Annotated in this window: 21 protein-coding genes; 11 read left to right on the top strand and 10 right to left on the bottom strand. The window is 71.8% G+C overall.

Features of this window, described 5'->3' with window-relative positions; genetic code table 11:
• Position 1: 1 nt before the first annotated feature.
• Positions 2–538, bottom strand: coding sequence for a hypothetical protein (locus ACIRO3_RS05520; protein WP_361781854.1), 537 nt, complete (start codon positions 536–538; stop codon positions 2–4).
• Between the two features lie 812 nt (positions 539–1,350).
• Between ACIRO3_RS05520 and ACIRO3_RS05515 the strand changes: the two genes are divergently transcribed.
• Complete coding sequence (locus ACIRO3_RS05515) at positions 1,351–1,938, top strand: hypothetical protein (protein WP_404132755.1); 588 nt, start codon at positions 1,351–1,353, stop codon at positions 1,936–1,938.
• Positions 1,939–2,077: 139 nt separating this feature from the next.
• Here ACIRO3_RS05515 and ACIRO3_RS05510 read toward each other — a convergent pair whose 3' ends face one another.
• A complete protein-coding gene (locus tag ACIRO3_RS05510) occupies positions 2,078–3,073 on the bottom strand; it encodes a magnesium and cobalt transport protein CorA (RefSeq protein ID WP_404132752.1) in 996 nt (331 codons plus the stop codon).
• 1,086 nt (positions 3,074–4,159) lie between these two features.
• Here ACIRO3_RS05510 and ACIRO3_RS05505 point away from each other — a divergent pair.
• Together ACIRO3_RS05505 and ACIRO3_RS05500 are read left to right on the top strand one after the other, a co-directional pair.
• Entirely contained in the window at positions 4,160–4,741 is a 582-nt protein-coding gene (locus ACIRO3_RS05505) for a TMEM165/GDT1 family protein (protein ID WP_361781866.1), read from the top strand.
• A 314-nt stretch (positions 4,742–5,055) separates the two neighbouring features.
• A complete protein-coding gene (locus ACIRO3_RS05500) occupies positions 5,056–5,517 on the top strand; it encodes a hypothetical protein (protein ID WP_404132749.1) in 462 nt (153 codons plus the stop codon).
• Positions 5,518–6,075: 558 nt separating this feature from the next.
• Here ACIRO3_RS05500 and ACIRO3_RS05495 read toward each other — a convergent pair.
• Positions 6,076–6,651, bottom strand: coding sequence for a hypothetical protein (locus ACIRO3_RS05495; RefSeq protein ID WP_404132746.1), 576 nt, complete (start codon positions 6,649–6,651; stop codon positions 6,076–6,078).
• A gap of 345 nt (positions 6,652–6,996) precedes the next feature.
• On the opposite strand from ACIRO3_RS05495, the gene ACIRO3_RS05490 reads away from it, so the two are divergent.
• Both ACIRO3_RS05490 and ACIRO3_RS05485 read left to right on the top strand, forming a co-directional pair.
• Entirely contained in the window at positions 6,997–7,710 is a 714-nt protein-coding gene (locus ACIRO3_RS05490) for a sensor histidine kinase (RefSeq protein ID WP_404132743.1), read from the top strand.
• Positions 7,711–7,760: 50 nt separating this feature from the next.
• Positions 7,761–8,618 carry an endo alpha-1,4 polygalactosaminidase gene (locus ACIRO3_RS05485; RefSeq protein WP_404132740.1) on the top strand — a complete coding sequence of 286 codons (858 nt, stop codon included), beginning with the start codon at positions 7,761–7,763 and terminating at the stop codon, positions 8,616–8,618.
• Between the two features lie 92 nt (positions 8,619–8,710).
• On the opposite strand, the gene ACIRO3_RS05480 is transcribed toward ACIRO3_RS05485, so the two are convergent.
• Positions 8,711–9,679 carry a helix-turn-helix transcriptional regulator gene (locus tag ACIRO3_RS05480; protein ID WP_404132737.1) on the bottom strand — a complete coding sequence of 323 codons (969 nt, stop codon included), beginning with the start codon at positions 9,677–9,679 and terminating at the stop codon, positions 8,711–8,713.
• Between the two features lie 64 nt (positions 9,680–9,743).
• Between ACIRO3_RS05480 and ACIRO3_RS05475 the strand changes: the two genes are divergently transcribed.
• A complete protein-coding gene (locus tag ACIRO3_RS05475; RefSeq protein ID WP_404132733.1) occupies positions 9,744–10,889 on the top strand; it encodes an epoxide hydrolase family protein in 1,146 nt (381 codons plus the stop codon).
• Between the two features lie 124 nt (positions 10,890–11,013).
• Here ACIRO3_RS05475 and ACIRO3_RS05470 read toward each other — a convergent pair whose 3' ends face one another.
• From ACIRO3_RS05470 to ACIRO3_RS05460, 3 genes are read right to left on the bottom strand one after another with little or no spacing between them, the layout of a single operon-like run.
• On the bottom strand, positions 11,014–11,658 hold the full coding sequence (locus ACIRO3_RS05470) for a hypothetical protein (protein WP_404132730.1): 645 nt from the start codon (positions 11,656–11,658) through the stop codon (positions 11,014–11,016).
• Positions 11,655–11,933 carry a hypothetical protein gene (locus ACIRO3_RS05465; RefSeq protein WP_404132728.1) on the bottom strand — a complete coding sequence of 93 codons (279 nt, stop codon included), beginning with the start codon at positions 11,931–11,933 and terminating at the stop codon, positions 11,655–11,657. Before ACIRO3_RS05465 ends, ACIRO3_RS05470 begins: the two co-directional genes overlap by 4 nt.
• 49 nt (positions 11,934–11,982) lie before the next feature.
• On the bottom strand, positions 11,983–12,480 hold the full coding sequence (locus ACIRO3_RS05460) for a MarR family transcriptional regulator (protein WP_361782411.1): 498 nt from the start codon (positions 12,478–12,480) through the stop codon (positions 11,983–11,985).
• Positions 12,481–12,581: 101 nt separating this feature from the next.
• Between ACIRO3_RS05460 and ACIRO3_RS05455 the strand changes: the two genes are divergently transcribed.
• Positions 12,582–12,974 (top strand): nuclear transport factor 2 family protein, encoded by a 393-nt coding sequence (locus tag ACIRO3_RS05455; protein ID WP_404132725.1) that lies wholly within the window; start codon positions 12,582–12,584, stop codon positions 12,972–12,974.
• Between the two features lie 121 nt (positions 12,975–13,095).
• On the opposite strand, the gene ACIRO3_RS05450 is transcribed toward ACIRO3_RS05455, so the two are convergent.
• Positions 13,096–13,635, bottom strand: coding sequence for an EF-hand domain-containing protein (locus ACIRO3_RS05450; protein WP_365996985.1), 540 nt, complete (start codon positions 13,633–13,635; stop codon positions 13,096–13,098).
• A gap of 891 nt (positions 13,636–14,526) precedes the next feature.
• Here ACIRO3_RS05450 and ACIRO3_RS05445 point away from each other — a divergent pair.
• Positions 14,527–14,859: an SCO4225 family membrane protein gene (locus ACIRO3_RS05445; protein WP_361782420.1), complete on the top strand. Its 333-nt coding sequence runs from the start codon at positions 14,527–14,529 to the stop codon at positions 14,857–14,859.
• An 80-nt stretch (positions 14,860–14,939) separates the two neighbouring features.
• On the opposite strand, the gene ACIRO3_RS05440 is transcribed toward ACIRO3_RS05445, so the two are convergent.
• Positions 14,940–16,574: a helix-turn-helix domain-containing protein gene (locus ACIRO3_RS05440; RefSeq protein WP_404132722.1), complete on the bottom strand. Its 1,635-nt coding sequence runs from the start codon at positions 16,572–16,574 to the stop codon at positions 14,940–14,942.
• Positions 16,575–16,817: 243 nt separating this feature from the next.
• On the opposite strand from ACIRO3_RS05440, the gene ACIRO3_RS05435 reads away from it, so the two are divergent.
• A complete protein-coding gene (locus ACIRO3_RS05435) occupies positions 16,818–17,522 on the top strand; it encodes a DUF4232 domain-containing protein (RefSeq protein WP_404132719.1) in 705 nt (234 codons plus the stop codon).
• Between the two features lie 128 nt (positions 17,523–17,650).
• On the opposite strand, the gene ACIRO3_RS05430 is transcribed toward ACIRO3_RS05435, so the two are convergent.
• Entirely contained in the window at positions 17,651–17,896 is a 246-nt protein-coding gene (locus ACIRO3_RS05430) for a DUF4404 family protein (protein WP_404132716.1), read from the bottom strand.
• 770 nt (positions 17,897–18,666) lie between these two features.
• Here ACIRO3_RS05430 and ACIRO3_RS05425 point away from each other — a divergent pair.
• A complete protein-coding gene (locus tag ACIRO3_RS05425; protein ID WP_404134073.1) occupies positions 18,667–23,454 on the top strand; it encodes a ricin-type beta-trefoil lectin domain protein in 4,788 nt (1,595 codons plus the stop codon).
• A gap of 11 nt (positions 23,455–23,465) precedes the next feature.
• The gene (locus ACIRO3_RS05420; protein ID WP_404132713.1) at positions 23,466–24,125 is read left to right on the top strand and encodes a hypothetical protein; all 660 of its coding nucleotides are present in this window, start codon (positions 23,466–23,468) and stop codon (positions 24,123–24,125) included.
• Positions 24,126–24,137: the final 12 nt, after the last annotated feature.

Genomic DNA, 24,137 nt, shown 5'->3' with positions numbered 1-24,137 from the left:
GTCATCGGCCTCCTTCGCTGCTCAGCAGTTCCTCGAACAGGGCGCGGTAGTGGACCATCGCCCCGCGGAGTTCCTCCGTGGTCGCCTCGGCTCCGCTGCCGCGCAGGTTGATCTCGTGCGCCGCGCGGTAGTGCTCCAGGGTGCGGCCGTGCTCCACCGACAGGTCCCGGACCTGCCCCTGGTAGCCGTCGGCCGGATAGCCGCGTTCGCGCATCAGGCGCGTCACCAGCTCGTCCGCCTGGGCGACCGATGCCTCGGGGCGGTCCACGAAGCGTTCCTGTACGTCGCGCCACTCGTCGGTGTACTGCGCGCGCCGCTCGGCGGGCAGTTCCTTGATGTCGAGCGTGTCGTGGCGCTGCTCTCGGGCCCGCAGCTCGCGGTCGGCCGCCATCCGGCCGCCCTCGGCCTCGACCGTCCGGTCGTACTCGGGTCCGAACTGTTGCCGCAGGTGACGGCGGCGCGAGAAGGCCCACACCCCCGCGATCAGGGCGATCAGCACCAGCGCGGCGATGATGGCAACGAGCGTGGTTGTCGACATGACGGCCTCCAGGCCGGGGCCTCGTCCTTCCGGCTGTAGGCGACTGCCCACGAGCACTGCGCGCAAACCATTGGCCACGGATGTGCGGCGCCGCGCCCACGCGCCGCCGGCTCGGCCATCGGCTCCGACGTCGGCTCCTGCATCGCCCCGGTGTCGGCCGCGGTGCGGTCGAGCACCTCCGCGCAGGGCGTCCGCTTGTCGGGGTGGGCGTGGTCGGCGGCGCGCCTGGCACGGGTCTCGGGGCGCCCGGACGCGCGAGGTCGTCGGCCGCGGTCGGCGGACGGTGGGACGCGTATGTGCGAGCGGACGCACCAGGACGCCGGTTCCCGGCATGCCGATGACGTGGGCGCGCACGCGCGCCGGGACCAACAGCGCGGCACGCAGGCCCTGTCCAGCCCGGCAGGCGGGCACTGTCGGCGAGCCTCAAGGTCGCGGTGCGCAGCACCTGAACGCCGCTGCGCGCCGGTTGGCCCACGAACTCGGGTACCAGGAGAAGCAGTTGGGTCATCTGTCGGTTGTCCGCCGGCGGGGTTCGAGGAGGTGGTCCGCCGAAGTGGCCACCGTCGGACGGTAGGTGCGTTCCGATCGGTTGCCGGTCTCCGCGGGCGGCCGGTTAACCTACCTCCTTCTGGAAAGATCGAACACGGGGACGGACAGCAGTGAGCAACCAGCAGCCGGGACACGACTGGCAGACACCACCGGCCGGTGCGCCGCATGGTGGGCACGTTCCGGGGTACCCCGCGCCGCCGGCCGGCGGAGGATCCCCCCACCGCGGGGCGTGGATCGGCGCCGGGGCGACCATGCTGGCGGCGGTGGTGACCCTGGTCGGGGCCTACTTGCTGGCCCCCGACAACTCCTCGAAGGCGGCCCCCGCCCCCGCGCCCCCGGCCGCCGACGCCGTGCCCGGAGCCGCCGAGACGGCCACCCCGGCGCCCGGCGGGACGGACGCGGGCGGCCCGTCCGCGTCCAGCGGCGCGCAGGCACCCGCCGCCGCCCCCTCGGCCCCCGCCGGGAAGGCGGCCGGTACCGTCCGCTGGGAAGGCCCGCTCGCGATCGCGTTCGCGGACGACAAGGACCTCGACCCGACGCCGCCCGCGAACTCCCAGACCAACGCCGACAACGACTTCGGCGTCTTCGACTTCGCCGGTCCGAGGTTGCGCCCCGAACGCGGCGCCAAGGCCCTGGTGTGGGAGACCGAGGGCAGCGTGCCCTCGTACGCCGACTGCGCGTCCGCCGTCGCCACCCAGGCGACCTCCGAGGACATCGCGGCGAAGGCCGGCATGGTCGTGTGCGCCCTCACCAACGACGGCCGCGTCGCGCGGCTGCGGATCAAGCAGATGAACGGTGACGTGGGCCACCCGAAGGGGACCTTCGACGTCACGGTGTGGAACAAGGCCTGACCGCGCCGGGGCCTGCGCCGTCGCGTCACAGGACCCGCCGTAACCACCTGCCCACCCGACGCCGGGCGGGAAAGTGCTTCCGGAGTGGAATCCGGCGTCGGTTCGGGTGTCGGTTCGGGGGTCGGATCCGGCGTGGGGGCTACAGCCAGCCGTTGCGCCGGAAGGCCCGGTACAGCGCTCCCGAGGCCAGGGCCATCAGGCCCACGGCGAGGGGGTAGCCGTACGTCCAGCCGAGTTCCGGCATGTGCTCGAAGTTCATCCCGTACACGCCCGCGACCATGGTGGGAATGGCGAAGATCGCCGCCCACGCGGAGATGCGCCGCATGTCGTCGTTCTGCCAGGTGCCCACCCGGGCCTGTTGGGCGTCGAGAACCGAGTTCAGCAGCTCGTCGAGGGTGCGTACCTCGGTGTCGGTGCGGTGCAGGTGGTCGGCCACGTCGCGGAAGTAGGGTTCGGCCTTCGGCGCGTGCCGCTCCTCGCCCGGCCCGTTCAGGAGATCCTGCAGGACGGGCACGAGCGGCTGTACCGCGTCACGGAACTCGCGCACCTCCCGCTTGAGCGAGTAGATGCCCTCGGTGTGATCGACGCGCGCGGACGAGAACACCTGGTCCTCCAACCGGTTGAGCGCGCCGCGCACCTTGTCGGCGGCGTCGCTGTAGGCGTCGACGACCACGTCCAACACGGCGTGCAGGACCGACAGCGGACCGAAGCGCAGCATCGCCGCGTCGGCGTCCAGTCGGCGGGCCGCCTCGGCCGTCGGATCGACCGCGCCGTGGCGGACGGTGAGTACGTAGTGGGGACCGACGAACACCATCATCTCGCCGGTCTCCACCGCGGTCTCGTCCTCGACGTACCACAGCGTCTTGATCGCCACCGCCAGCACGCCGTCGAACCGCTCGCGCTTCGGGCGCTGGTGCGCCTGCACCGCGTCCTCGACGGCCAGCGGGTGCAGTCCCAGCTCCTCGGCCAACTGCACCAGCTCGGACTCGTCCGGATCCACGAGTCGGATCCACCCGAACTCGCCGTCGTCCAGATCGCGCAGCCGCTTCAGGGCGGTCCGGCACGCCTCGTCCTCAAGATCGCACTCGACCGTCTCCGACCGGCCCGACCGTTCCTCGTACACCACGCATTCCATCCTCCGCGCATGCTTCAGACAGCCGATTTCATGCGCGGCCGTCGAAGGATCGGCCCCGCCGCCCCTCACCGTCCGCCCGCCGCAATGTCACGCCGGGCCGTCCGACGGCGATCGGAGACCGGTCAGGAGCCGGAGCGCGTACGCGTTGTCCGGGGCGAGTTCCCGGACCGCTCGCGCCGGCCTCGGGAGCCCGATCCGTTGTGCACAGCAGCCGAAGGAGGGCGTAGAGGGCGCCCCGATCACCGGCTGCGGCGCGGCCGCGCAAGGCCGAGTCCATGCCCCGCTCCTGGAGCGCCCGATTGAGCCGCCGACGTGCGTGGACATCCGTGTGGGCGAGCTCCGTGAGCTCCGTGAACCGCCCGGCGGCAGCCAACAGGTCCATGTGCCACAGGTGGTTGCCGTGCGCGTCGGAATCGGCGTAGCACCCGGCGCGTGCGCTCACCAACACGAGGGCCGTGTCCCAATCACCGAGCCGTTCCGCCGCCTCCGCCCGCTCGAACCACGTCACGGGACGAGTATCGCCGCGGTTTTGCCGCGCAGCCGCCGCAGGCAGGTGTCGACCGTGTGCGGGCGCAGTCCCGTCCGTCGGTGCGGTGGGTCTCCGAGCGCAATCGCGGCTTCGGCCTGCTGAGCCGTCTCGACCCGGACACGGTGGCGAAGCCGGCCGAACTGGCGCGCCCGCGGGCCCTGTTCAACCGGTTCCATGGTCCGGTACCGCCGCGACGCTCGTGTGCATCCGCGCGACCAGTCCGCGAGGGCGTCACCGCCCAGGGGGCCGTCGCGGTGCGAGCGGTCCCGTCCAGCGGGTGACCGGCGGTCCGGGGCGCCGCCGGGGCGGCTGTTACACTCTGTGTCAGCGAAGGGGAGTAGTCCTGAAAACCGCTGGTCGACATACTGGACGTCTACGGACGCCCCGGCCATCGGACCGCCGCACATCGTGCGGGGTGGACGAGACCTTCGGCCAAGGCATGACGCGGTCCGCACTCCATGTGTGGGTCGCTCCGTCGTGCCGGGCCGAGTGGTTCTTCCCGTCGCCCTCTGGGTGTCGTACGAGCTGACGGCCCGGCCCCAGCAGAAAGCAAGGGAATGACCTTCGACCCCCTGGCGATCATCACCGCCTTCGGGCTGATCTTCCTCGCGGAACTCCCCGACAAGACCATGTTCGCCTCGCTGGCCATGGGTACTCGGATGCGGCCGCTGTACGTGTGGTTCGGCACCTCCACCGCCTTCATCGTGCACGTGGCCATCGCCGTCGGCGCCGGAAGCCTGCTCGGCCTGCTTCCGGACATCGCCGTCAAACTCGTCTCCGCCGCCCTGTTCGCGTTCGGTGCCTTCGTCCTGCTGCGCAGCGGCGACGATGACGACGAGGACGGTGCGGCCAAGACCGTCACGGGATTCTGGCCCGTCTACACCACCGCGTTCATGGCCGTCTTCATCAGCGAATGGGGCGACCTCACCCAGATCACCACGGCGAACCTGGCCGCCACCAACGGCTGGCTGTCCACCGCCATCGGCTCCGCCCTCGCGCTGATGTCGGTCTCCGCCCTCGCCCTGCTCGTCGGCCGTTTCATCGCCCAGCGCGTTCCCCTCAAGAACGTCCAGCGCATCGGCGCCGCGTGCATGGGCGCCCTCGCCCTCTGGACCCTCATCGAGGCCTTCACCGGCTGACGCCGTCGAGAGGGCGCGACGGACGCCCTCGCCCCCGGCCCCTGTCGCGGCCCCCGCTCCCGGCCCCGCTCCCGTTCCCGGCCCCGCCCCGGTCGCGCGTCCTCGTCGCGGCGGCCGGGGGCGGCCTGCGGCCGGTGGCGGTCGGCCGTCGCCGCTCCCCGGACGAGACCACCCCGGGCCCGTCGGCGGCGCCGCTCCCTGACCCGAGTCCGCTCACGGCGAAGGGAGTTGAGGGCGGATCAGGTCGACACGCCCCGTCGGGAACCGTGAGGCTCCGCTCACCCTCTGACAGGGCGTACCCCAAGGAGGCTGCGGTGACGACCGGTACGACAGACACCCGCTCCGGGCGCCCGAGGCAGATCGAGGCCGCGTGGAGACTCACCTCGGCGGCCGTCGCCGCGGAACTGCTCGTCTGGTTTCTCGGTTCCTTCGTGGCGCCGCCCACCAGCCTGGACGAACTGACCGAGTACGCCGGCCGGGACACCGCGATCCTCCGGATCGCCGTGGAGGCGGCCGTACTCGCCGTACTCCTGGGCGCCTGGCTGTTCGTGGCGGCACGCATGCGCGCCGGCCGGGGCTGGGCCCGGACGGCCCTCGCCGTCGTCGGTGCGGGTTTCCTGACGTTCCGCGTCGGGGGGCTCGGAACGGTGGAGGGGCCCGCGTGGTGGGCCGCCCTCAACGCCCTGCCCGACCTGCTCGCCGCGGCAGCGGTGGTACCGATGTTCCTTCCGGAGGCCCGCGCCCACTTCCTCACCCGGCCGAGCCCGACCGGCTGAGTTCGACCGGCTGAGTTCGACTGATGTGGATTTACAGGTCGGGCTTGCCGGCGCGATGACCACGTCAGGCTCGCTCCTGGTCGGGCTGCCAACTGGCGCGTGGGGTGCGGCGCCTTGGTGGGCGCATTGTCGGCGACCGGGGTCTCGACGCGGCTCGGACACGGTCGGTCATCCGGCCGGCACCGCTCCTCACGTGCCCACTGACCGTTCTCACGCCCATGGCCCGACCGGGGTGGAGTGTCCGTGTGGCCGCGATCGGCCTCGCGGCCCTTTCCCTGGGTGAAGTCGCAGTCGTCCGGTTCGTGGCTCAGGCGAGTTTCCAGCAGGCGCTCCCACCGGATCGGCTGTCGGGCCGCGTGAGCGCGACAGCCCGGTTCGTGTCCTGGGGCGACATTCCCCTGGGCGGACTTCTGGGCGGGCTCCTGGGCGGGGTGTCGGGTTCCGCCGGCGCGGGTCCTCGTGCGTGGTGCGGCAGGCCGGGGCTCCGCAGGGACGAACCGGATGGCGACGGCAGCGCGCCCGGCTTGGCGTGGGTGGTCAGGGCGCGCCGGGTGCGGTTCAGCCGCCGCTGTTCGGCGATTGCGGCCGGGAGGTGCGCACGAGGCGGTAGGCATAGGGCTTCGAGCGGCGTGGGGTGGGCTTGCGGCCGATGCTCTGCGCGGCGAGGACGAGGGCGGCCACCTGGGGGCGTTCCCGCAGCTTCCGGAGACGATGGCGGGGGATCCCGAGCTGTTCGGCCGCGGCGAGGATGCCTGCACCGCTCCGTACGGCCCTCAGCAGGAGCCGAAGGGCGAACGGGCTGGTCGGAGCGGCCGAGCCGGTCAGTCCGTGAGCGTGGGCGAGGGCCTGCGCGGTGGCCATGGCGGCGTTGAAGTGCGGGTCGGCGCCCTGCCAGACGGCGAGCATGCGCTCGGAAATCCCGGCCGCCAGGGCGCAGCCGGTGGGCGGCAGCCCCATGGCCGCGGCGCGAACCGCATCCGCGCGGCGTTGGGCGTTCTCCGCGCGGAGGTCGCCGGTGGTGTCGAGTGCTTCGCCGAGTGATCGGTTCGCTTCGTCACCGGCGTCAAGGGCGTCGATGGCGTGCTCGGCCCACGCCAGGTGATGGCTCGTGTCATCTCCGTGATGGGTGTTCACTCGTGTGACTTTCGATCGGGGCCACGCGGCGGTCGGGCGACGAACCGTATGCCCTGATGGTGCCTGGAATGGTTGAATCCGGCAACAGCCGGAAGGCCGGCCGGGCACTGCCGATCCGGCCCCCCGCCCCCTATCTCCGGCGCGCGTGCCGGAGGTGGGTGGAGATCCGGGAGCGCCTGCGCGTCGGTTCGTCGAAGACGGGTACGAGGTGCCGCTGGTGGGCCCCGTACCCGAACACGCGGAGTCTGTGTCGGAACGCACTGGAGGTGGAGGCACAGGAGCGGACGCTCGCCGACACGGCGTACGAACTCCGCACGCCGGTGGCCGTCATGCGCAGTTCCAGTCGTGGACGTGGCGGGGCTGGACCCGCGCGGCCCGGACCCGCACCTGCCGCGCATCCGCCGCGCCACCGAACGGTTCACCGACGTGGTCGCCGACGTCCTCACCCGGGGCCGCCTCCAAGGCACCGCCGACACCCTGCGCCCGGTCCCGCTGCGTCTGCACCATTTGGTCGAGCAGGTCTGCGAGGAGCTGACCGCCGGCCCGCACACCGTGACCGCCTCGCTGGAACCCTGGGTGGCCACCGCCGACCCGGCCCTGGTGCGGATCGCCGTACGCAACCTGCTCGACAGCGCCTTGCGACACGGCCGCACGCCGGGCGACCCCGCGGGGCGTGCTCAGGTACACGTCACGGTGCGCTGTCTCGTCGTGGCCGTCTCCGATCGGGGCCCCGGCGTCGCGGCGGCGGACCTGCCGGCCCTGAGGTCACGGTTCCGCTCCCCGGGCGGTGGCTCGGGCATCGGGCTGTCGTTGGTCGCGGAGGTGGCCACCGCCCACGGCGGCGGCCTCACCGCGGACACCCGGCCGGGCGGTGGAGCGGTGTTCCGCCTCGCCCTCGGACCGCGCGAGGCGCGGCGCGCCCGAGGACGGCGCACCGCGGACACCCGGCCGGGCGCGTGGAGCGGTGTTCCGCCTCGCCCTCGGACCGCGCGAGGCGCGGCGCGCCCGAGGACGGCGCACGGTGCCCCGGAAGAGCCCCCTCTCATGACATCCTCATGACCCCTCGCGCAGGATGCGAACACGAAACCGCACCTCGTACTGGAGAACGCGTGCCGAAACACTCCGCAACCCTCTTCCTGCGCCGCAAGCGCACTCTCGCCGCCGGCGCGGTCGGCGCCACGGCCGCCCTCGGCGCGGGCCTGATGCTCTTCCAGGCATCCGCGGGACAGCCCGCCGCTCCCCGCCCCGCACCCCGCCTCCCCGCGGCGAACATGGCCTTCGACTACCAGATCGGACAGGCGTACACGCCCCCCGAGGGCGTGAAGGCGGTCTCCCGCGACCGCTCCGCGAAGCCCGCTCCGGGCCTGTACAACCTCTGCTACCTCAACGCCTTCCAGACCCAGCCCGACGCCTTCGACTGGTGGCAGAAGAACCACCCGGACCTGGTGCTGCGCGACGGCGACAAGAAGCCCGTCATCGACGAGAACTGGGGCGAAGCCCTCCTGGACACCTCGACGGCCGACAAGCGTACCCGCCTCGCGAAGATCGTCGGAGACTGGATCGGCGGCTGCGCCCGCGGCGGTTTCCAGGCCGTCGAACCGGACAACCTCGACTCCTTCAGCCGCTCCAAGGGCCGCCTGACGAAGGCGCACAACGTCGCCTTCGCCAAGCTCCTGGCCGACCGCGCACACGCCGACGGCCTCGCCATCGGCCAGAAGAACACCGCCGAGCTGCTCCCCGACCGCGCGAAGGTCGGCTTCGACTTCGCCGTGGCCGAGGAGTGCGGCCAGTACGACGAATGCGGGGACTTCGCGAAGGCGTACGCGAACCGCGTGTTCGTCATCGAGTACGAGTCCGCCGGCTACGAGCGCGCCTGTTCCGCCTGGGGCGCGAAGCTCTCCGTCGTCCAGCGCGACCTGGACGTCTCCGCACCCGGATCGAGCGACTACCGCTACCGGTCCTGCTGACCGACGGCCTCGCCCCAGACCCTCGCCCCCTGAGCCTCGCCCCCAGAGCCTCGCCCCAGAGCCTGGTCGCCGGGCAGACCGCCGCCGACCGCTCAGTGGGGCGGAGGGGTCGAGCGGTTGTAGCGGTCCGCGAGCCGCCGCAGGTGGGTGACCAGTTCCGGGGGTTCGGTGACGTCGAAGTCGAAGTCGAGCATGCCCAGGTGGACGGCGAGGGACCGCACCGTGTCGGCGCCGGTGACCAGGGTGCAGCTGCCGGCGTCGATGGCCTCCACCGTGCCCACCGCGGGGTTGATCCGCTCAATCACCGCCGTCGCCGGCGCGTGGACCGTCACGCGCGCGTAGTGGCGCCAGGCAGCGCTCGACACCCGGCCGGAGACGTACGCCGCGAAGTCGCCACCGGGCACCTCGCGCGGTGCGAAACGCGGCCCGGCCGGGGTGCGGGGCCGGATCCGGTCGATCCTGAACGTCCGCCAGTCCTCCCGCTCGACGTCCCACGCCACGAGGTACCAGCGCCGCCCCCAGTTCACCGCCCGGTGCGGCTCCACGATGCGACGGGTCGGGGCCCCGGCATGGTTCAGGTAGTCGAAGCGCAGCCGTTCCCGGTCCCGGCAGGCGGCCACGAGGGTGGTCAGCACGTCCGCTGAGACGGTCGGGGCCGGCTGGTCGGCCGGCACCGCCACGGTGTACGCCTGGAGGGTCCGCACCCGTCGACGCAGCCGCGACGGCAGCACCTGCTCGAGCTTGGCCAGTGCCCGGAGCGAGGTCTCCTCGGTGCCGGGGACGGCGCCGCGCGCGGCGGTGCGCAGGGCGATCGTGACCGCGACGGCCTCCTCGTCGTCGAGGAGCAGCGGGGGCATCGCCGCTCCGGCGCCCAACCGGTAGCCGCCGGCGGACCCGCGCGTGGCGTCCACGGGGTAGCCGAGTTCCCGAAGGCGGTCGATGTCGTTGCGGACGGTGCGCCCGCTCACCCCCAGACGCTCGGCCAGTTCGGATCCCGGCCAGGCGCGCGGGGTTTGCAGGAGGGAGAGCAGACGCAACAGACGTGCGGAGGTATCGAGCATGGAACCCAAGCCTGGAGTGTGATTAGGAAGGCAGCGTGCCTATATCGAGCATAGTGTCCTGTCCATGGAGAACAGCAGTAACACCGACGCCCGGATCCGCCCCTTCCGCATCGATGTCGCTCAGGAGGAGATCGACGACCTGCGCGCCCGGTTGGCGCGTACGCGCTGGGGCAGCGAGATCCCCGGCGTCGGCTGGAGCCGGGGCGTGCCCACCGGCTACCTCAAGGGTCTGGCCGCGTACTGGGCCGACGGTTTCGACTGGCGGAAGGCGGAGGCGGAGCTCAACGAGTTCCCGCAGTTCACCACCGGGATCGACGGCCAGAACATCCACTTCCTGCACGTCCGTTCGCAGAACCCGGCGGCGGTCCCGCTGCTCCTGGTCCACGACTGGCCCTGCTCGTTCGTGCAGTCCGTCGAGGTCATCCGGCCGCTGACGCGCAACTTCCACGTCATCGTCACCTCCACGCCCGGCACCGGCTTCTCCGGCCCGCTCGCCGAGGCCGGCTGGAACACCGGTCGCGTGGCGGGCGCGTTCGTCGAGCTGATGGCGCGGCTCGGCTACGACACCTACGGCGCCCAGGGCACGGGAGGCGGAGCCTGGATCGCGCTGGAGATGGGGCGTCAGGCGCCCGACCGGGTCATCGGCGTCCACGTCAACGGCCTGATCACTTTCCCCTCCGGGGACCCGGCCGAATGTGACGGGCTGACGAGGCCCGAGCAGGAGCGGTTGGCTCGACTGGAGCGATTCCAACAGGACATGATGGGCTTCAACGCCATCCAGTCCACCCGTCCGCAGACCCTCGCCTACGGACTGCACGACTCGCCGGTGGGCCAACTCGCCTGGATCGCCGAGAAGTTCAAGGAGTGGACGGACCCCGCCGCCGAGCTCCCCGAGGACGCGGTGGGCCGCGACCGCCTGCTGACCAACATCAGCGTCTACTGGTTCACCGGTACGGCGGGCTCCTCCGCGAACCTGTACTACGAGGCGGCCCACGACCCGGGCGCCTGGGCACCCAAGCCCCGCGGCACCGTCCCGACCGGCGTGGCCGTCGTCCTGGACACCGACATCGCCATTCGGCGCTTCGCTGAACGGGACCACAACGTCACCCACTGGACCGAGTTGGAGCAGGGAGGCAACTTCCTCGCACTGGAGCAGCCGGAGGCCTTCGTGACCGACGTCCGCGCCTTCTTCGAGACACTGGACGCCTGACGCCTGACGCCTGACGCCTGACGCCTGACGCCTGACGCCTGACGCCTGACGCCTGACACGGGACGCCTGACGCTGGATGCAGGCCGCCTGGCGCCACCCGTGTTCGGCCTTCGCCCCGTACCGTTCAGCGCTTGCCGCTGCCGCTGCCGCTGCCGCTGCCGCTGCCGCTGCCGCTGCCGTCGGGCGCGGGCAGCGGGCGCTTGTAGTAGCGCCAGGGGAACCAGCCCTCGCCGACGGCGGTCCATCCCTCGGCCTCCAGTCGGCGGTGGCGTCCGCCGGACACCAACGACACCCGACAGTGCTCCCAGGGCTGGTCGGAGGCCTCGACCTCGTGGAAGAAGGCGCCGTAACCGACCAGGTGCCACCCGTCGCGCCCGGCGTCGGCGAGCGCCGCCATCTCGTTGAACGCGGTCAAGGGGGTGAGGATCCGTCGCTCCGGAGCGTCCGGACCGCCGTCGGACGCTCCCGATGGGACGGAGTCCTTCTCCTTGTTCGCGAACCGCTGTTGAGCCGCTTGGCGGCTCACTCCCAGGACGCGGCCGACGGTGTCCCAGCTGTGGCCCGCCGCCCTGGCGCCCTGGACGGCCTCGCGCAGCAGCCGGCCCGCCTCCTCGGCGCCGACGCGTGAGGCGTCGACCAGCCGCAGGTAGCCCGAGGCGTCGTGTTCGAGGGACTCGGCCAGGTCGTCGGAGACGCCCAGCACCGCCGCGGCAATGCCCTCGCGAATCCGGGCCGCCTCCTGCGGGCCGAGCAGGTACTCGCCGCTCAACGCAGGTTCCCGGGGCGGTGGTCGAGCGCGTCCAGCACGTTCTCGTCGCGGCGGGCGCGGTCGGCGGCCGCTCGGGCCGCAGCCGACCGGGCGAAGCAACCGGCCGCGACGGCGACGAGGGCGAGATCCAACACGATCAGGATCACGTTCGTGGGGGTGCTGAGGCGATCGGCGAACATCGCCGTCAGCGCGGGCATGATCGTGACGAGCGGCAGGAGGACGGTCAGCGAGGAAGTGGCGCCGTCGGGTGCGGTGTTCATCTGCGGGTTCGGCATGTGTCAAGGAAACCTTGACGCGCGCCCCTTTGTCAAGGATTCATTGACGTCACCGTCGACCGCCGGGGCCGCCGGGGTCGCCGGGACCGCCGGGGTCGCCGAGATCGGCGAAGGGGCCTTCGTCGATGAACCGGCGCAGGTTGACGGCGAACGAGCGGGCCTCCTCCGGCGACCAGGAACTCAGGGACGCCTCGATGCGGGAGGCGAGACGCTGCCGCATGATCTCCACCGTGCGCGTACCCCGGGTGGTGAGCGTCAGCAGGACGGCCCGCCGGTCCGTCGGGTCCTGTTCGCGTTGCACGAGGCCCGCCGCTTCCAGTCGTGAGGCCCGTCGACTCACGCCGGAACGATCCAGACCCACGTCGGCGGCCAGGTCGGCGGCGCTGCGCGGACCGGTCCTGGCGAGCCCGCTGAGTACCGGGTAGGTGACCTCGTCGACGGCTTCGCCCAGGTCCTCGGTGAGGGCTCGGTGCAGGTCGGCCCGGAGGGTGCGCTTGAGCAGATCGCCCAGGGCGTCGGCGATCTCGTGTCCCGTCTCGTTGTTCACCCTCCCAAGAATAGCGTGCGTCACGCACGCGGTGTGTATATGCTCTGAAGCGTGCGCAGCGCACGCAATCTGACTGAACTCGCCCGTCACGGAGGACAATCATGAGCAACACCAACATCGTCGCCGCCCTCAATGACCTCCTGTTCACCCCGGAGGCCGACCTCCAGGCAGCCGTCGACCGACACTTCGCCCCCGACTACCGGCAGCGCACGAACGGCACGTGGGACGAGCGCGACGGGTTCACGGCCCACATCGCCCACCTGCGCACGGTGGTCGCGGAGGGCGGTGTCGAGGTGCACGAGGAACTGACCGACGGCAGGCTGTACTCCGACCGTCACACCGTCGCGGTCGTCAAGAAGGACGGTTCCACCGTCCGCACCGAGGTCTACCTCTTCGGCGAGTTCGCAGCCGACGGTCGGTTCCGCCGCATAGAGGAGACCACCCTCATGCTGTCCGGCAGCGAGGAGGACCGGAACCTCGGAAGCGCACGTTGAGCACGCCGAGCACGCCGAGCACGCCGAGTGCTATGAGCACTCTGAGTACGACGGGCCGACCGCCCGCGCCCGGCCCCGCCCGGCCCTCCGACTGACGGGACCGGCGGTGGCCCCGGGCCCGTCAGTCGGAGAACCGGCCGCAGAGCCAGTTGCCCGGTTCCGCCGGATCGTCGCTGATCCAGAACTGCCGCCACAGCAGCGCGAACTCCTCACGACTGAGGTGTCCGTCCCCGTTCAGGTCGAGCAGTTCGAAGACCCCCGTCACGTCCACGGGCTGTCCGTTCCACGTCTCGACGAGCCTGCGGTGCTCCTCGGGGGAGATGCGGCCGTCGCCGTTGGCGTCCACGGCGTCGAAGACGGTGTCGGCGGTCGCCGTGACGTCCGCGACCATGGCGGGCAGCCTGTCGACGAGGGAAAGCAGCTCACCCATGTCGACCGCGCCGTCCCCGTTGGCGTCACCGGCCTCCAACAACGCGGCCCACCAACCCATCAGCAGGCTCTCCACCCGCGCGCGGACCTCCGTGCCGGGCCCCACTCCCGGCAGTCGGCTCCAGCGGGCGACGAGCGAGGCGAAGTCCTCCTCGCGCAGGTAGCCGTCGCCGTCCGCGTCGAACGCGGCGAACATCCCCTTGAGCTTGCGCTCCTGAAACGCGCTGGCCATGAGCGGTCTCCCTCGAAGCCGAACCGAACCACGAAACGCGGCCGACCCGTCGAGGCCGGCAGACAGCGCGTAACTCTAGGCCGGGGCGCACGCCCGCTCCCACGAGCACATGCGCGCGAACGGTCACCCGCCAACGGGCCCCGCCGGGCCCGGGCAGGCCCGCGGGTCCCCGGTGGGTACGGCCGAGCCCACCGGGCGTCAGGTCCGCGTCAGGTCGGCCGTTAGCCCCTGCGGCAGCCTTCTCGTTCGGGCGTCGGACCGGACCCGCGCCATCGATCGCAACGAACCGTACGCAGACGGGGGAGAGAGTCATGGGCACAACACCGTGTCGGCGTGGCGGACGGCGGGCGGCGGACCCCGGGCGGGCCCCGGCAACGGGGAGCCTCCTCGGCCCGGCCCAGGGCGCGCAGCGCCTTGCCGCAGGTGTCGAGGAGCAGCGCAGGGCGCCCGTCCGACTGCTCGTCCTGGGCGAGTTCCAAGCCCCGGCGGCAGTGGGCCGGCGCCTCGGAGGGCCGCCCCGTGGTGAGGTGGTGGGTGGTCAGGTCACTGGTACACGGTCGCCGGCCCCGGCGGTTCGTTCGCACTGTGCAACAAGCTGACGGGCGCTACCTCATGGGGCACCACTGCCGGAGCGACCGTCTCCGCCACCCACGCCTACGGGTGGTACATGGTCAACACTCGCCCCTGATGAGCCCGTCAGGGCGGGCGGCCCCTGATGACCCGGTCAGGCGGGCGGGCCCCGACGACCCGGTGCGGGCGGGCCTGCCCGATGGCCCGACCGGACCGTGATCACGTGCCGACCCCGAGATGGGTACGCGTACTCACGACAGGCCCCCGGTCCCTCCCGAAACATGGGCGGGGAAAGAGAAACCACCTGCCAGGGGGTCCATCGTGAACGCCCGAACCTTCATGCGCCTGACCGTCGCCAATCGTGCGTCGGCGATCTACCTCGGTCTGATCGCCTGCCTCGTCGCCATGGCCACGGCCGTGACCCTGTTCGCCGACGACCCCGGATTCATCTGGGTATGGCCCGCCTTCCTCGCCCTGCCCACGTTCTTCGTCGTGGGCACGCTCGGAGAAGCCGTCTGGGGCGGGACCGCGATGCCCGACTGGTTCTTCTTCGGGGGCATCGTCCTCTCCGTCCTCATCCAGTCCTTCGCCCTGGGAGCGCTCCTGGAAGTCCTGCGCCGCCGCCGGACCGGCACCGACCCGCGGCGCCCCTGAACCCGGGCCCGCCACGTCCGCCGGCGCCCGCGCGAGGAGTTCGACGCGGCGCGAGGGGGACCACCACGCGACCCGCTCGTTCAGTAGACGACCCACTCGCCCCGGTCCGGCCACCAGCCGTACCTCGGTCGGCCCTCCAGCGCGCTCGTGCGGAAGGGCCGACCGGCGTCGTCCACGCGCACCGTGCCGCGCCGGTCGCCGCTGCTCCACCCGACCTCCAGGTACCAGCTCACCAGATGTCCCTCGGTGTGGACATCGAGGTTGAACACCTGCGGGTCGTGCGCCGAGACCTTGAACGGGAAACCCTTGGCGGGCACGGTCGATCCACCGTCCTGGCCGTCCTTCGCCCTGGTCACGGGCCGGGCGTCGTCCAGGTCGATGTCGAAGGTCTGCGGGGTGATGCCGCTGCCGCAGCCGTCGCCCATGGAGAAGGCCCGCCACGCCAGTGGCGCGCCGCGCTCCACCACGCGCACGTCGATCCCGGTGATGACCACCGCCTCGTCCGTGCGGCCCTTCGCGGTGAGCTGGAGCCGCATCGACCCGGCGTCCACGGCCCCGAGTGCCCGGGCCCAACCCCGGGTGTCCTGCGGGGCGCTGGGCGGCGGAACCTGACCCTCCGGCTGATCGAGCAGGTAGTTCTCCCCGCAGGGCGATTCCCAGTTGTACGAGCTGACCCCGACGCTCGGTGGGTGCACGGCCGCGCCGTCACCGGAGGGCGGTTTCACCGCGGGCGCGCCCGCCCCCTCCCGGCCGGGCGCGGGCGAGCTCGCCCCGGCGCCGGGGGAGGCGCTGCCGGCCGCGGTGGCGGAACCGCTCGCTGCCGGGGTGGCCGAGGCGGAAGCACTCGGTCCGGGCCCGGGGGGCGCCGGCGTGGTCCGGTTCGACGAGGGCGCCACGGGCGCGGAGGGCGCCGAGGGAGTCGGCTCGTCCGCGGCGTAGCGGGTCACGGCGTACGCGGTCGGCACGGCGAGCAGGGCGGCGGTACCGGCCGCGAGGGCGACTCGCACGCCACGGCGCCGCGCCGCGGAACCGGCTGCGGACCGCCAGGCGTCGCCACCGCGGCGGGGCCGGCGCGTGCCGGGGGTGACCGCGCCGCCGGCGGTCGGTGTCGTGTCGGGTTCCGGATCCGGGTCTTGTCCGGATTCCGCTTCCTGCGTCGGCGGCGGCAACTCTTCGCCCTTCGGGGGCTGCTCGGCCGCGGGCGCGGGGGAGTGCGGCCCGTCGGCGCCGGCCGCGTCGTCGGGTGCCGTGTTCGGGGCGGCCTCCGCGCCGGTGCCTTCCGCCTTCGTGGTCTCCGCTCTCGTGGCTCCCGCTCTCGTACCCTCCGACGTCGTGGCCTCCGCCTTCGTGAGGCCCGCCGAACCGGTCGTGGGCGTGGGCCGTCCGGCCGGTTCGGGGGCCGCCGGCCGGGGACGCCGCCGCGCGTCGTCGGCGATGATCCAGCGGCGGTGTGCCTCCACCAGCTCGTCGCGGGTCGCTCCGCACTGCTTGGCGAACCGTTCGATCGTCCCGAACTCGGGGGGAACGGCGTCTCCGTTGCAGTAGCGGTGCACCGTCGACGTACTCACGTGCAGCCGCCCGGCGAGCGCCCCGTAGCTGAGCCCCGAACGCTTCTTGAGCCCGCTCAACAGGGCGGCCAGGCCGTCCGATCCCGTGGTCACTCGGGTCCCCCGCTCAATCCGTCGTTCCAACCAGGCGTTCCAGGGACGGGTCATCAGCCCAGCTCACAGGCCATCCGACGTCCCAACGTCCCCCATTGTCCCGTGTGTCTGGCACATGATCGGCACAGCCCCGCAACCTTGGGACAGCGCCACCGACACCGGAGCCGCCATGCCAAGACGTTTCGGCGCGACCGACGTGGTCGCCGTCGCCGTACTCATCGCCTGCATTTCGATCCTGACCGCGCTCCTGGGCCGTCACTGAGCCCGCGTCACATCCCACACCAGAAGGACGACCGCATGCGCACCATCCGTACCCGTCGCACCGCCCTGACAGCCTGCACCGCCGCGCTGCTCGCAGTCACGACCCTGACCGCCTGTCAGGGCAACGACGCACTGACCAAGGAGCCGTCTCCCGCCGGCGCGGCCTCCGCCGCGCAGCCTTCGGGCGGCACCACCGACAGCGGCAACGCGCAGCCCGCCGGCCACACCCCCGCCGGGGGCGCCCCCGCGGCCGCCAAGGGCGGCGTCGGGGACGGCAACAGCAAGGCGAGCGGGGGCAAGGGCGGCGCCGAGGCCGGTTTCCCGGCCTGCGCGGCCAGTTCCACGAAGATCGTGGCCACCAGGGTGGAACGTCCCGTCAACCACATGCTGCTCACCGTCACCAACATCGGTAAGCGCGCCTGTGATGTCCACCTGGCGCCGCTGCTGCGCTTCGACGACGAACAGGCCGCGACGCAGATCGTCGACGACAGCAAGCCGCAGGCCGTCGTGACCCTCGCCCCGGGGGGATCCGCGTACGCCGGCGTGACCCTCAGCAGCGGGACCGGTGAGGCGGCCCACGGCTACAAGCCCGAGCGACTCAGCCTCCACTTCGCCGCCCATAGCGGTTCCGGTTCGGTCGGCGCCCCGGTCAAGGTGACCCTCCCGGCGGACACGTACAAGGACGACGCCGCAGCCGTCACCTACTGGCTCGACTCGATGAAGGACGCGCTGACGTACTGAGCAGATCGAGCACAGCCGAGCACAACCGAGGACGACCGAGCGCCCGCTCGATCAGCCCCGCTCCGAGGCGACGACCGCCCCGGGCCGGGGCCCGGGGCGGTGTCGGTGGGGGTGGACGCTCAGATGGCTCAGATGCCGATGTTGGCCAGATTGACGCCGATGGTGCGCAAGGTCGCGGCCAGCGAGGGGTGCTTCACCTCGAACCGTTCGGCGGCCAGGTGCAAGGACTCCGTCATGCCCGGATCCTCGTCCGCCTCCAGCCGGTCCAGCAGCGCCTCCAAGTGCTCGCGCTCCCGGCCGGGGAGGGCGGCTCCCGTGGTCCGGAGCTCCGCACGCAGTGCCTCCAGGTGTTCCCTCGTCGCATGGTTCGGCACCGTGTCTCCTCCGTCGCTCGCCGCCACTCCCGGGGTCCGTCCCCCGTAGGCGGATACGGATCACCTGCCCGCCTCCGCTGTCCGCACGCCTTCCGACGTCGCCGGGCGATCCGTTCGGCCGTACCCCGATGTGGCCTCGATGGGAGCGCTGCGCTGGAGGAGCATTCCAGGGTCTGGATCGAGCCAGATTCCGGCCGGAAATCACCCACGAGCGCACTCGCTCTTTACGTGGCTCACACATGTAATGCCTGGCATGAGCACGGCATATGCATATGCGGGGACGCGAGAAGCCGCGCAAGTGGGTTTCCGGTCGAGGTCCGAGAACCCGAAGACGGCCCTTGCCGTGCCGTATTGATCTGTGGCTATGGTGAGCGCCGCGCGCACGATGGGGGCTTTGACCAGCCCGGCGTGACGCGCACACGTTGTCCGGCGGTCGGGGGGACTGTGCCGCCACGGGGAGGGGTGCATCGTCATGTCGCCATACCGGTTCACCGCGAAGGCCGATTCCGTCTTCGCCGTTGACCGCCCCCTTCCCCGCGGCGGCTCGGCCGGCTGACCCGGCGCGCAACGCTCTCCTCACCTCTCGGGGCGGCCATCCCCGCCTGCCCTCGTTCGCCACGAAGGAACCTCCCTTGCGCCTGCGACCACGGCTGTTCAGCCGAAGATCACAAAAATCCGCGGTGTTCACCTCTGCCGTCACCTCTGTCGCCGCCCTCGCCGTCCTCGGCGGCGTGGCCGTCCAGCCCGGCCTGCCGGGCCTCGGGCAGCGCATGGCGCCGGCGGGCGATGACTACGACTGGTACGAGGACACCGCCGCGGAGCAACTGCGTCAGGACCAGTGCCTGATGGCGGACGTCCTGCGGCTGGGTGGGCCGGCCATGGCCGCCACGGCCCAGGACGGGCTCGGCCGGCCGGCGGACGCGCTCCACGCCCTGGCGGACCGCAAGCACTGGCAGGACACGCCGCTCTCCCAGGCGTACGCGAAGGACCGCGCCACCGCCGACAAGCAACTGGCGGACATCAACGCCCTGCGCGACGGTTGGAAGAAGCCGCTCGCCGGACTGACGACGCCGGCCGGCATCAACGACGCGACCTTCCACTGGCCGCCCGGCACCCGCGAGGGCGAGGACTTCCAGACCCAGACCGGCCTGACCCAGTGGATCGCGGACCGGTTCTGGGCGAACGAGAGCGACTTCTACGAGGACCCCACCCCGAAGGCCGACGAGAAGTCGCGCAAGGCGGTCACCGACCTGGGCGCCCCGCTGTACGGCATGGACCCCGATCCGCAACTGCCCGAGTGGGAGCGTCAGCGCGCGGAGAACGGCGCGTACGAGCACCTGACCGACTGGTCGCTGGAGCCCACGGGCGCGGACAACGCCCGGCTCTTCCTCTCCTCCGGCGGGTTCCCCCGCACCGCCCCCGTTCCCGGCACCGCGGAGTTCCGCATCGCGGTCGAGGACATGAAGTCCCGCTACTCGACCTGCGCCTGGCGTGACGCCATGGACCCGAACAAGGTCCTCGCCGGGGTCTCGTCGACGGCCGGCGCCGAGTGGCAGCAGGAGATCGCCTCCCAGGCCACGCAGCGCGACCAGGTCGTGAACGCCGGCAAGGACGCCACCAAGGCGCTCACCGCCGGCGCCGATGCGCTGGGCCGGATGCTGGGCCACTCGTGGGTCGCCGACCACCTCACCCGCTGGCAGGACCACTGGTCCGCGGGCGGAATCGGCTGGACCGGGGACGCCGCGTCCACGGTCGAGCTGAACGGGGCGAAGGGCAAGTGCCTGGACGTCCAGGGCGGCGCGACGACCGACGGCACGGCCGTCCAGGTCTACACCTGCAACGGCGGGGCCCAGCAGGGCTGGCGGATGGAGGGTGACGACCACGGTCTGCACCTTCGCAACGTCAAGTCCTTCAAGTGCCTGGAAGTGGCCGCGAACGGCTCGAAGATCCAGATCGCCACGTGCAACAGCTCCCCGGCGCAGACCTGGGCGTACAGCCCCCGTGCCACCACGGCGCTGAAGCACGTCGCCTCGGGCAAGTGCCTGAACTTCCCGACGTACGACCTCGGCAAGGACGCACTGCTCGCCACCTGCAACGCGACCGGCCCGCAGCAGGTCACCATCAAGCCGTCCGGCCACACCGGCGAGGTGCAGCCCAAGGCCCACTTCGACCAGGCGAAGAAGGGCATCACGGACGCCCAGACGGGCGCCAAGGCCCAGCTCGCCGTCCTCAAGGCGCAGGCCGCGGCGGCGAAGACCGCCGCCGCCAACTCCGACGCCGCCGTACAGGCCGCCTACGCCATCGCGGACAAGAACGGCGCCCCTCGCGGTCGCGGTCTGCTGGTGGGTCTGCAGAAGGCGCAGGTCACCAAGGGGGCCGCCGCCGCACTGGACGCGATGGTGAAGGCCGGTGAGACCGCCGAGGCCGCGACGAGGTCCGCCGCGGGCGACAGCGAGACCATCACGCAGCGCGCGCTGGCCCAGGCCGCGCAGTCGAAGGCGGAGTTCCGCAAGGAGGCGGCACACACCGCCGAGTTGCAGGCGAAGGCCGCGGCCGACGCGGCCAAGGTCCACCGGGACAACGCGAAGAAGGACAAGGAGACCGCCGAGGCCAAGCTCGTCGTCGCGCTGAAGGCCGAGGGCGACGCCAAGGCGGCCGCCGCCGACGCGCACGCCAAGCGGCTGGCGGCCGAGGCCGAGGAGAAGACGGCCAAGGCGGAGAAGGACGCCGCCGCCGCCAAGCAGGCCGAGGCGAACCAGTACAAGCAGACCGCCCAGGCCGAGGCGGCGAACGCCAAGGACGCCAAGGAGAAGGCCGAGGCCGCCGAAGCCACCGCGGTCGAGAAGAAGAACGGCGCGGTCACGGCCCGCGACAAGGCCCGTGATCTGCGGGACGACGCGTGGGACGCCGCGCAGAGGGCCGACGCCGCCCGCGCCAAGGCGGACGCGAAGGAGGCGTTCGCGCAGGCCCACGAGTCCGACGACTTCGCCCAGGAGTCCAGGGCGGCGGCGGACGCGGCCAACGCGCACGCCAACGACGCCGAAGCGGCGGCCGGCCGCGCCCGTACCGCGGCGAACGCCGCCACCGACGCGGCGGCCGAGGCCGACGCCGCGGCCACCCGCGCCGAGGCGGCCGCCAAGCGCTCCCGTGCGAACGCGGACGCCGCCCAAGCGGCCAAGCTGAAGGCCGACGCCGCCGTCGCGACCGCGACCAGCGCCGTCGCCGAAGCCATCAAGGCCTCCGAGCACGCTTTCGCGGAGGCCAAGACCGCCGTCGCGCTGGCGGACGAGGCGGAGAAGCTGGCCAAGACCGCCAAGACGCAGGCGGACGAGGCGTACAAGGAGGCCGGCAAGGCACTGGCCGCCGCGGCCAAGGCCGCGGGGTTCGCCCATGTCACCGCGCTGGCCGCGGTCGACGCCGGCAACGCGGCGGAGCAGGTCGCCAAACCGGCGAACGACGCGATCCAGCTCGGTTCGCCCTACGTCACCACGGACTCGGCCGCCGGCCTGGTCGTGCTGACCGGGCAGGCGTCCAAGACGATCGCCGAGCAGCAGAAGGCCGTCGCGGACGCCCACGCAAAGAACGCGCAGACCGAGGCGGCCGCGGCCAAGAACATCGCCGACCAGGCGAGCGGCGACGCGAAGATCGCCTACCAGTACGCGGCCAACGCCGCGGCCCACGCGGCGAACGCCCGCACCTACTCCAAGGAGGCACTCGGCTACGCGGCCGACGCCGCGTCGGCGGCCGCCAAGGCGTCGGCGTCGTTGGCCCGCACCATCGAGTACGACCAGAAGGCCACCGAGGACGCCGACGCCGCCGACAAGGCCGCGGACCGCGCCGAGGGCTACGCCAAGGACGCCCGCGCCTCCGCCGACCAGGCAGCCCAGGACGCCCAGGCCGCACGCGACGCCGCAGCCGCGGCCGAGCAGTCGGCCAAGGACGCCCGCGCGGCCGCCGACCGCGCCGCCACCGCCGCCACCGAGGCCGAACAAGCCGCCAAGGACGCGCTGAAGTACGCACAGGACGCCCAGAAGGCGGCCGAGGAAGCGGCGCGCAACGCCGCGAACAAGCAGGTCTCCACCGGCGCGGGAACCGGTATCGGCGGCACGTGGTACGTCGTCGACGAAGACAGCATCGAGATCACCGAGGCCAAGCAGCACGAACCCTGCGAGATCACCCCGGGCTTCCAGGGGTGCACCGTCACCTTCTCGGTCACCTTCAGCGCGACGGTCGACTTCTTCCTCTGCACCAACCCGGACGTCCCCGCCGACGCCAACGGTTGCCCGCAGGACGACACCGTGCTCATCGAGAGCAAGCGCATCCCGGGTCTGAAGAAGGACGTCACCCGCTACTTCTCCAAGCTGGAGCTGATCGAGCAGACCCTCACCTACAAGCTCATCCGGGCCGTCCTGGTCCAGGACTTCGTCGACTGCTACCACGGCAGCGCGAGCGGCTGCGCCTGGGCACTGAGCAACTTCATCCCGGGCAAGGCGTTCACGAAGGTCTTCGACGCGATCCGCGCCCTGGACGCCGCGATGAAGACCGGCATCGGCGTCGCCGATGCGTTCAAGGCGCTGAAGGTCCTGGACATCGACCCCGCGACCCTCGCGAAGATCTCGCAGCAGGTGAACCTCTACGAGGACGCCTTCACCGCCTGCGCCCGCAACAGCTTCCCGGGGCACACCCAGGTGCTGATGGCGGACGGCTCACACAGGCCCATCAGCCTGGTGAAGGTCGGGGACCTGGTGAAGGCCACCGACCCCGACTCGGGGCAGTCGCGGACGCAGAAGGTGACCGCCACCTTCCGGCACGAAACCGAGCGTCTGTTCGACATCACCGTCGCCGACGGCGGGCAGCTGGCCAGCACGGCGGGTCACAAGTTCCACGTGATCGGCAGCGGCTGGAAGAAGGTCTCGGAACTCCGCGTCGGTGACCGCCTGCGCACCCCCGAGGGCAGCGTCCAGGCGGTGACGGCCCTGCGTGACCGTTCCGGCCTGGAGCCGAGCATGGTCTACGACCTCACCGTCGAGGGCCTGCACACCTTCTTCGTGCGCACCTCGGGCGATCGGGCCCAGGACGTTCTCGTCCACAACTGCCTGAACATCCTTGCCGACGAAGGTACGAACGGTGCCCACACCGTGCGCGAACACATCCTCAACCGCGAGCAGGCGTTGGCCAAGGCCGAGCGGGACGGCATCGCGACGGCGTGGAACGATGCGGACACGGCGGCCCGCTGCGTCAACGAGGCCTTCACCCAGTGGCTGGCACGCAGCCCGAAGAACGGGCAGAAGCTCTCGAAGTGGATCACCGATCAACGGAAGAAGCCGGCGAACGAGATCTTCGATCCCCGCTACGACCTTTTCCCCATCGAGTGGGAACTGCGGGGCGAGGGATCACTCGGCAAGGTCTGGCGCCAGGGTTCCCAGACACCGGTTGACGCCGGCAACAAGGTGGTCATCAACATCAAGGCGGTGCGCGGGAAGGGCAACTCCCACCCCGGCGACCCGACCCAGGGAGTTCCGAACAACTTCGTGGTCTACACCGCCTATCCGAAGTAGGAGAACGAACCATGGCGCAGCCACACCGACACCTCGGTGTCGACATCGGGCTCAGCGGACTGATCAAGTGGATCCGCTATCCCGCGGTCAACAGCGAGACCGCCGGCCTGGACGTCGTCACGAGCGTGGCCGACCGGTTCGACGGAGCGTTCGCCCATCAGCTGCTGCGGGACTGTCTCGTGCTCCTGGACTCACCACTGTCCAGTCGGGACATCGAGGTCCTGTGGCTGGCGGGGACGTTCCGGGCCTTCGACCTGGAGCGGCTCGAAATCGACGGCCGGGTGTGGCTGCGCCGGATCGCGGACATCTGCACCGACAGGATCCGGCGCGCCGACCCCTCCTTCACGCCCGACGCCGCCGCGACGGCGGCGGACGAAGCGCTGAAGGAGGCGGTACGCGCCGAGATCAGGTCGGTCGGACCCGCCCTGGAGCAGGCCACCGCCCACCATTGCTACAGTCCGCTCCCCGGTGTCGTACCGGCCCTGTACCGGGTCGCGGACGTCGACGCGGACCTCGGGTTCCGGTTGTTGCTCCGTGCCGTGAAGGGATACTTCGTACCGATCAGTGAGGCCCGCTACGAGCGCTACCTGGCGCTCGGCGCGGGGCTCGGTCTGGGTGAGGACGTCGTCGACGACACGGATTTCAACATCTGGCCGGACGTGACGGATTGATCATCACGCGCA

The sequence above is a fragment of the Streptomyces sp. NPDC102278 genome, assembly GCF_044766345.1.
Classification (GTDB): Bacteria; Actinomycetota; Actinomycetes; order Streptomycetales; family Streptomycetaceae; genus Streptomyces.
The sequence above is the reverse complement of the archived record's forward strand: the minus strand, read 5'-3'. Positions and strand labels throughout refer to the sequence as shown.

Coding starts and splice junctions, on each gene's coding strand:
- ACIRO3_RS05520 (WP_361781854.1), bottom strand. CDS start 538: ATGTCGACAACCACGCTCGTTGCCATCATCGCCGCGCTGGTGCTGATC.
- ACIRO3_RS05510 (WP_404132752.1), bottom strand. CDS start 3,073: ATGGAATGCGTGGTGTACGAGGAACGGTCGGGCCGGTCGGAGACGGTC.
- ACIRO3_RS05505 (WP_361781866.1), top strand. CDS start 4,160: ATGACCTTCGACCCCCTGGCGATCATCACCGCCTTCGGGCTGATCTTC.
- ACIRO3_RS05480 (WP_404132737.1), bottom strand. CDS start 9,679: ATGCTCGATACCTCCGCACGTCTGTTGCGTCTGCTCTCCCTCCTGCAA.
- ACIRO3_RS05475 (WP_404132733.1), top strand. CDS start 9,744: ATGGAGAACAGCAGTAACACCGACGCCCGGATCCGCCCCTTCCGCATC.
- ACIRO3_RS05465 (WP_404132728.1), bottom strand. CDS start 11,933: ATGCCGAACCCGCAGATGAACACCGCACCCGACGGCGCCACTTCCTCG.
- ACIRO3_RS05455 (WP_404132725.1), top strand. CDS start 12,582: ATGAGCAACACCAACATCGTCGCCGCCCTCAATGACCTCCTGTTCACC.
- ACIRO3_RS05450 (WP_365996985.1), bottom strand. CDS start 13,635: ATGGCCAGCGCGTTTCAGGAGCGCAAGCTCAAGGGGATGTTCGCCGCG.
- ACIRO3_RS05440 (WP_404132722.1), bottom strand. CDS start 16,574: ATGACCCGTCCCTGGAACGCCTGGTTGGAACGACGGATTGAGCGGGGG.
- ACIRO3_RS05435 (WP_404132719.1), top strand. CDS start 16,818: ATGCGCACCATCCGTACCCGTCGCACCGCCCTGACAGCCTGCACCGCC.
- ACIRO3_RS05425 (WP_404134073.1), top strand. CDS start 18,667: ATGGCGCCGGCGGGCGATGACTACGACTGGTACGAGGACACCGCCGCG.
- ACIRO3_RS05420 (WP_404132713.1), top strand. CDS start 23,466: ATGGCGCAGCCACACCGACACCTCGGTGTCGACATCGGGCTCAGCGGA.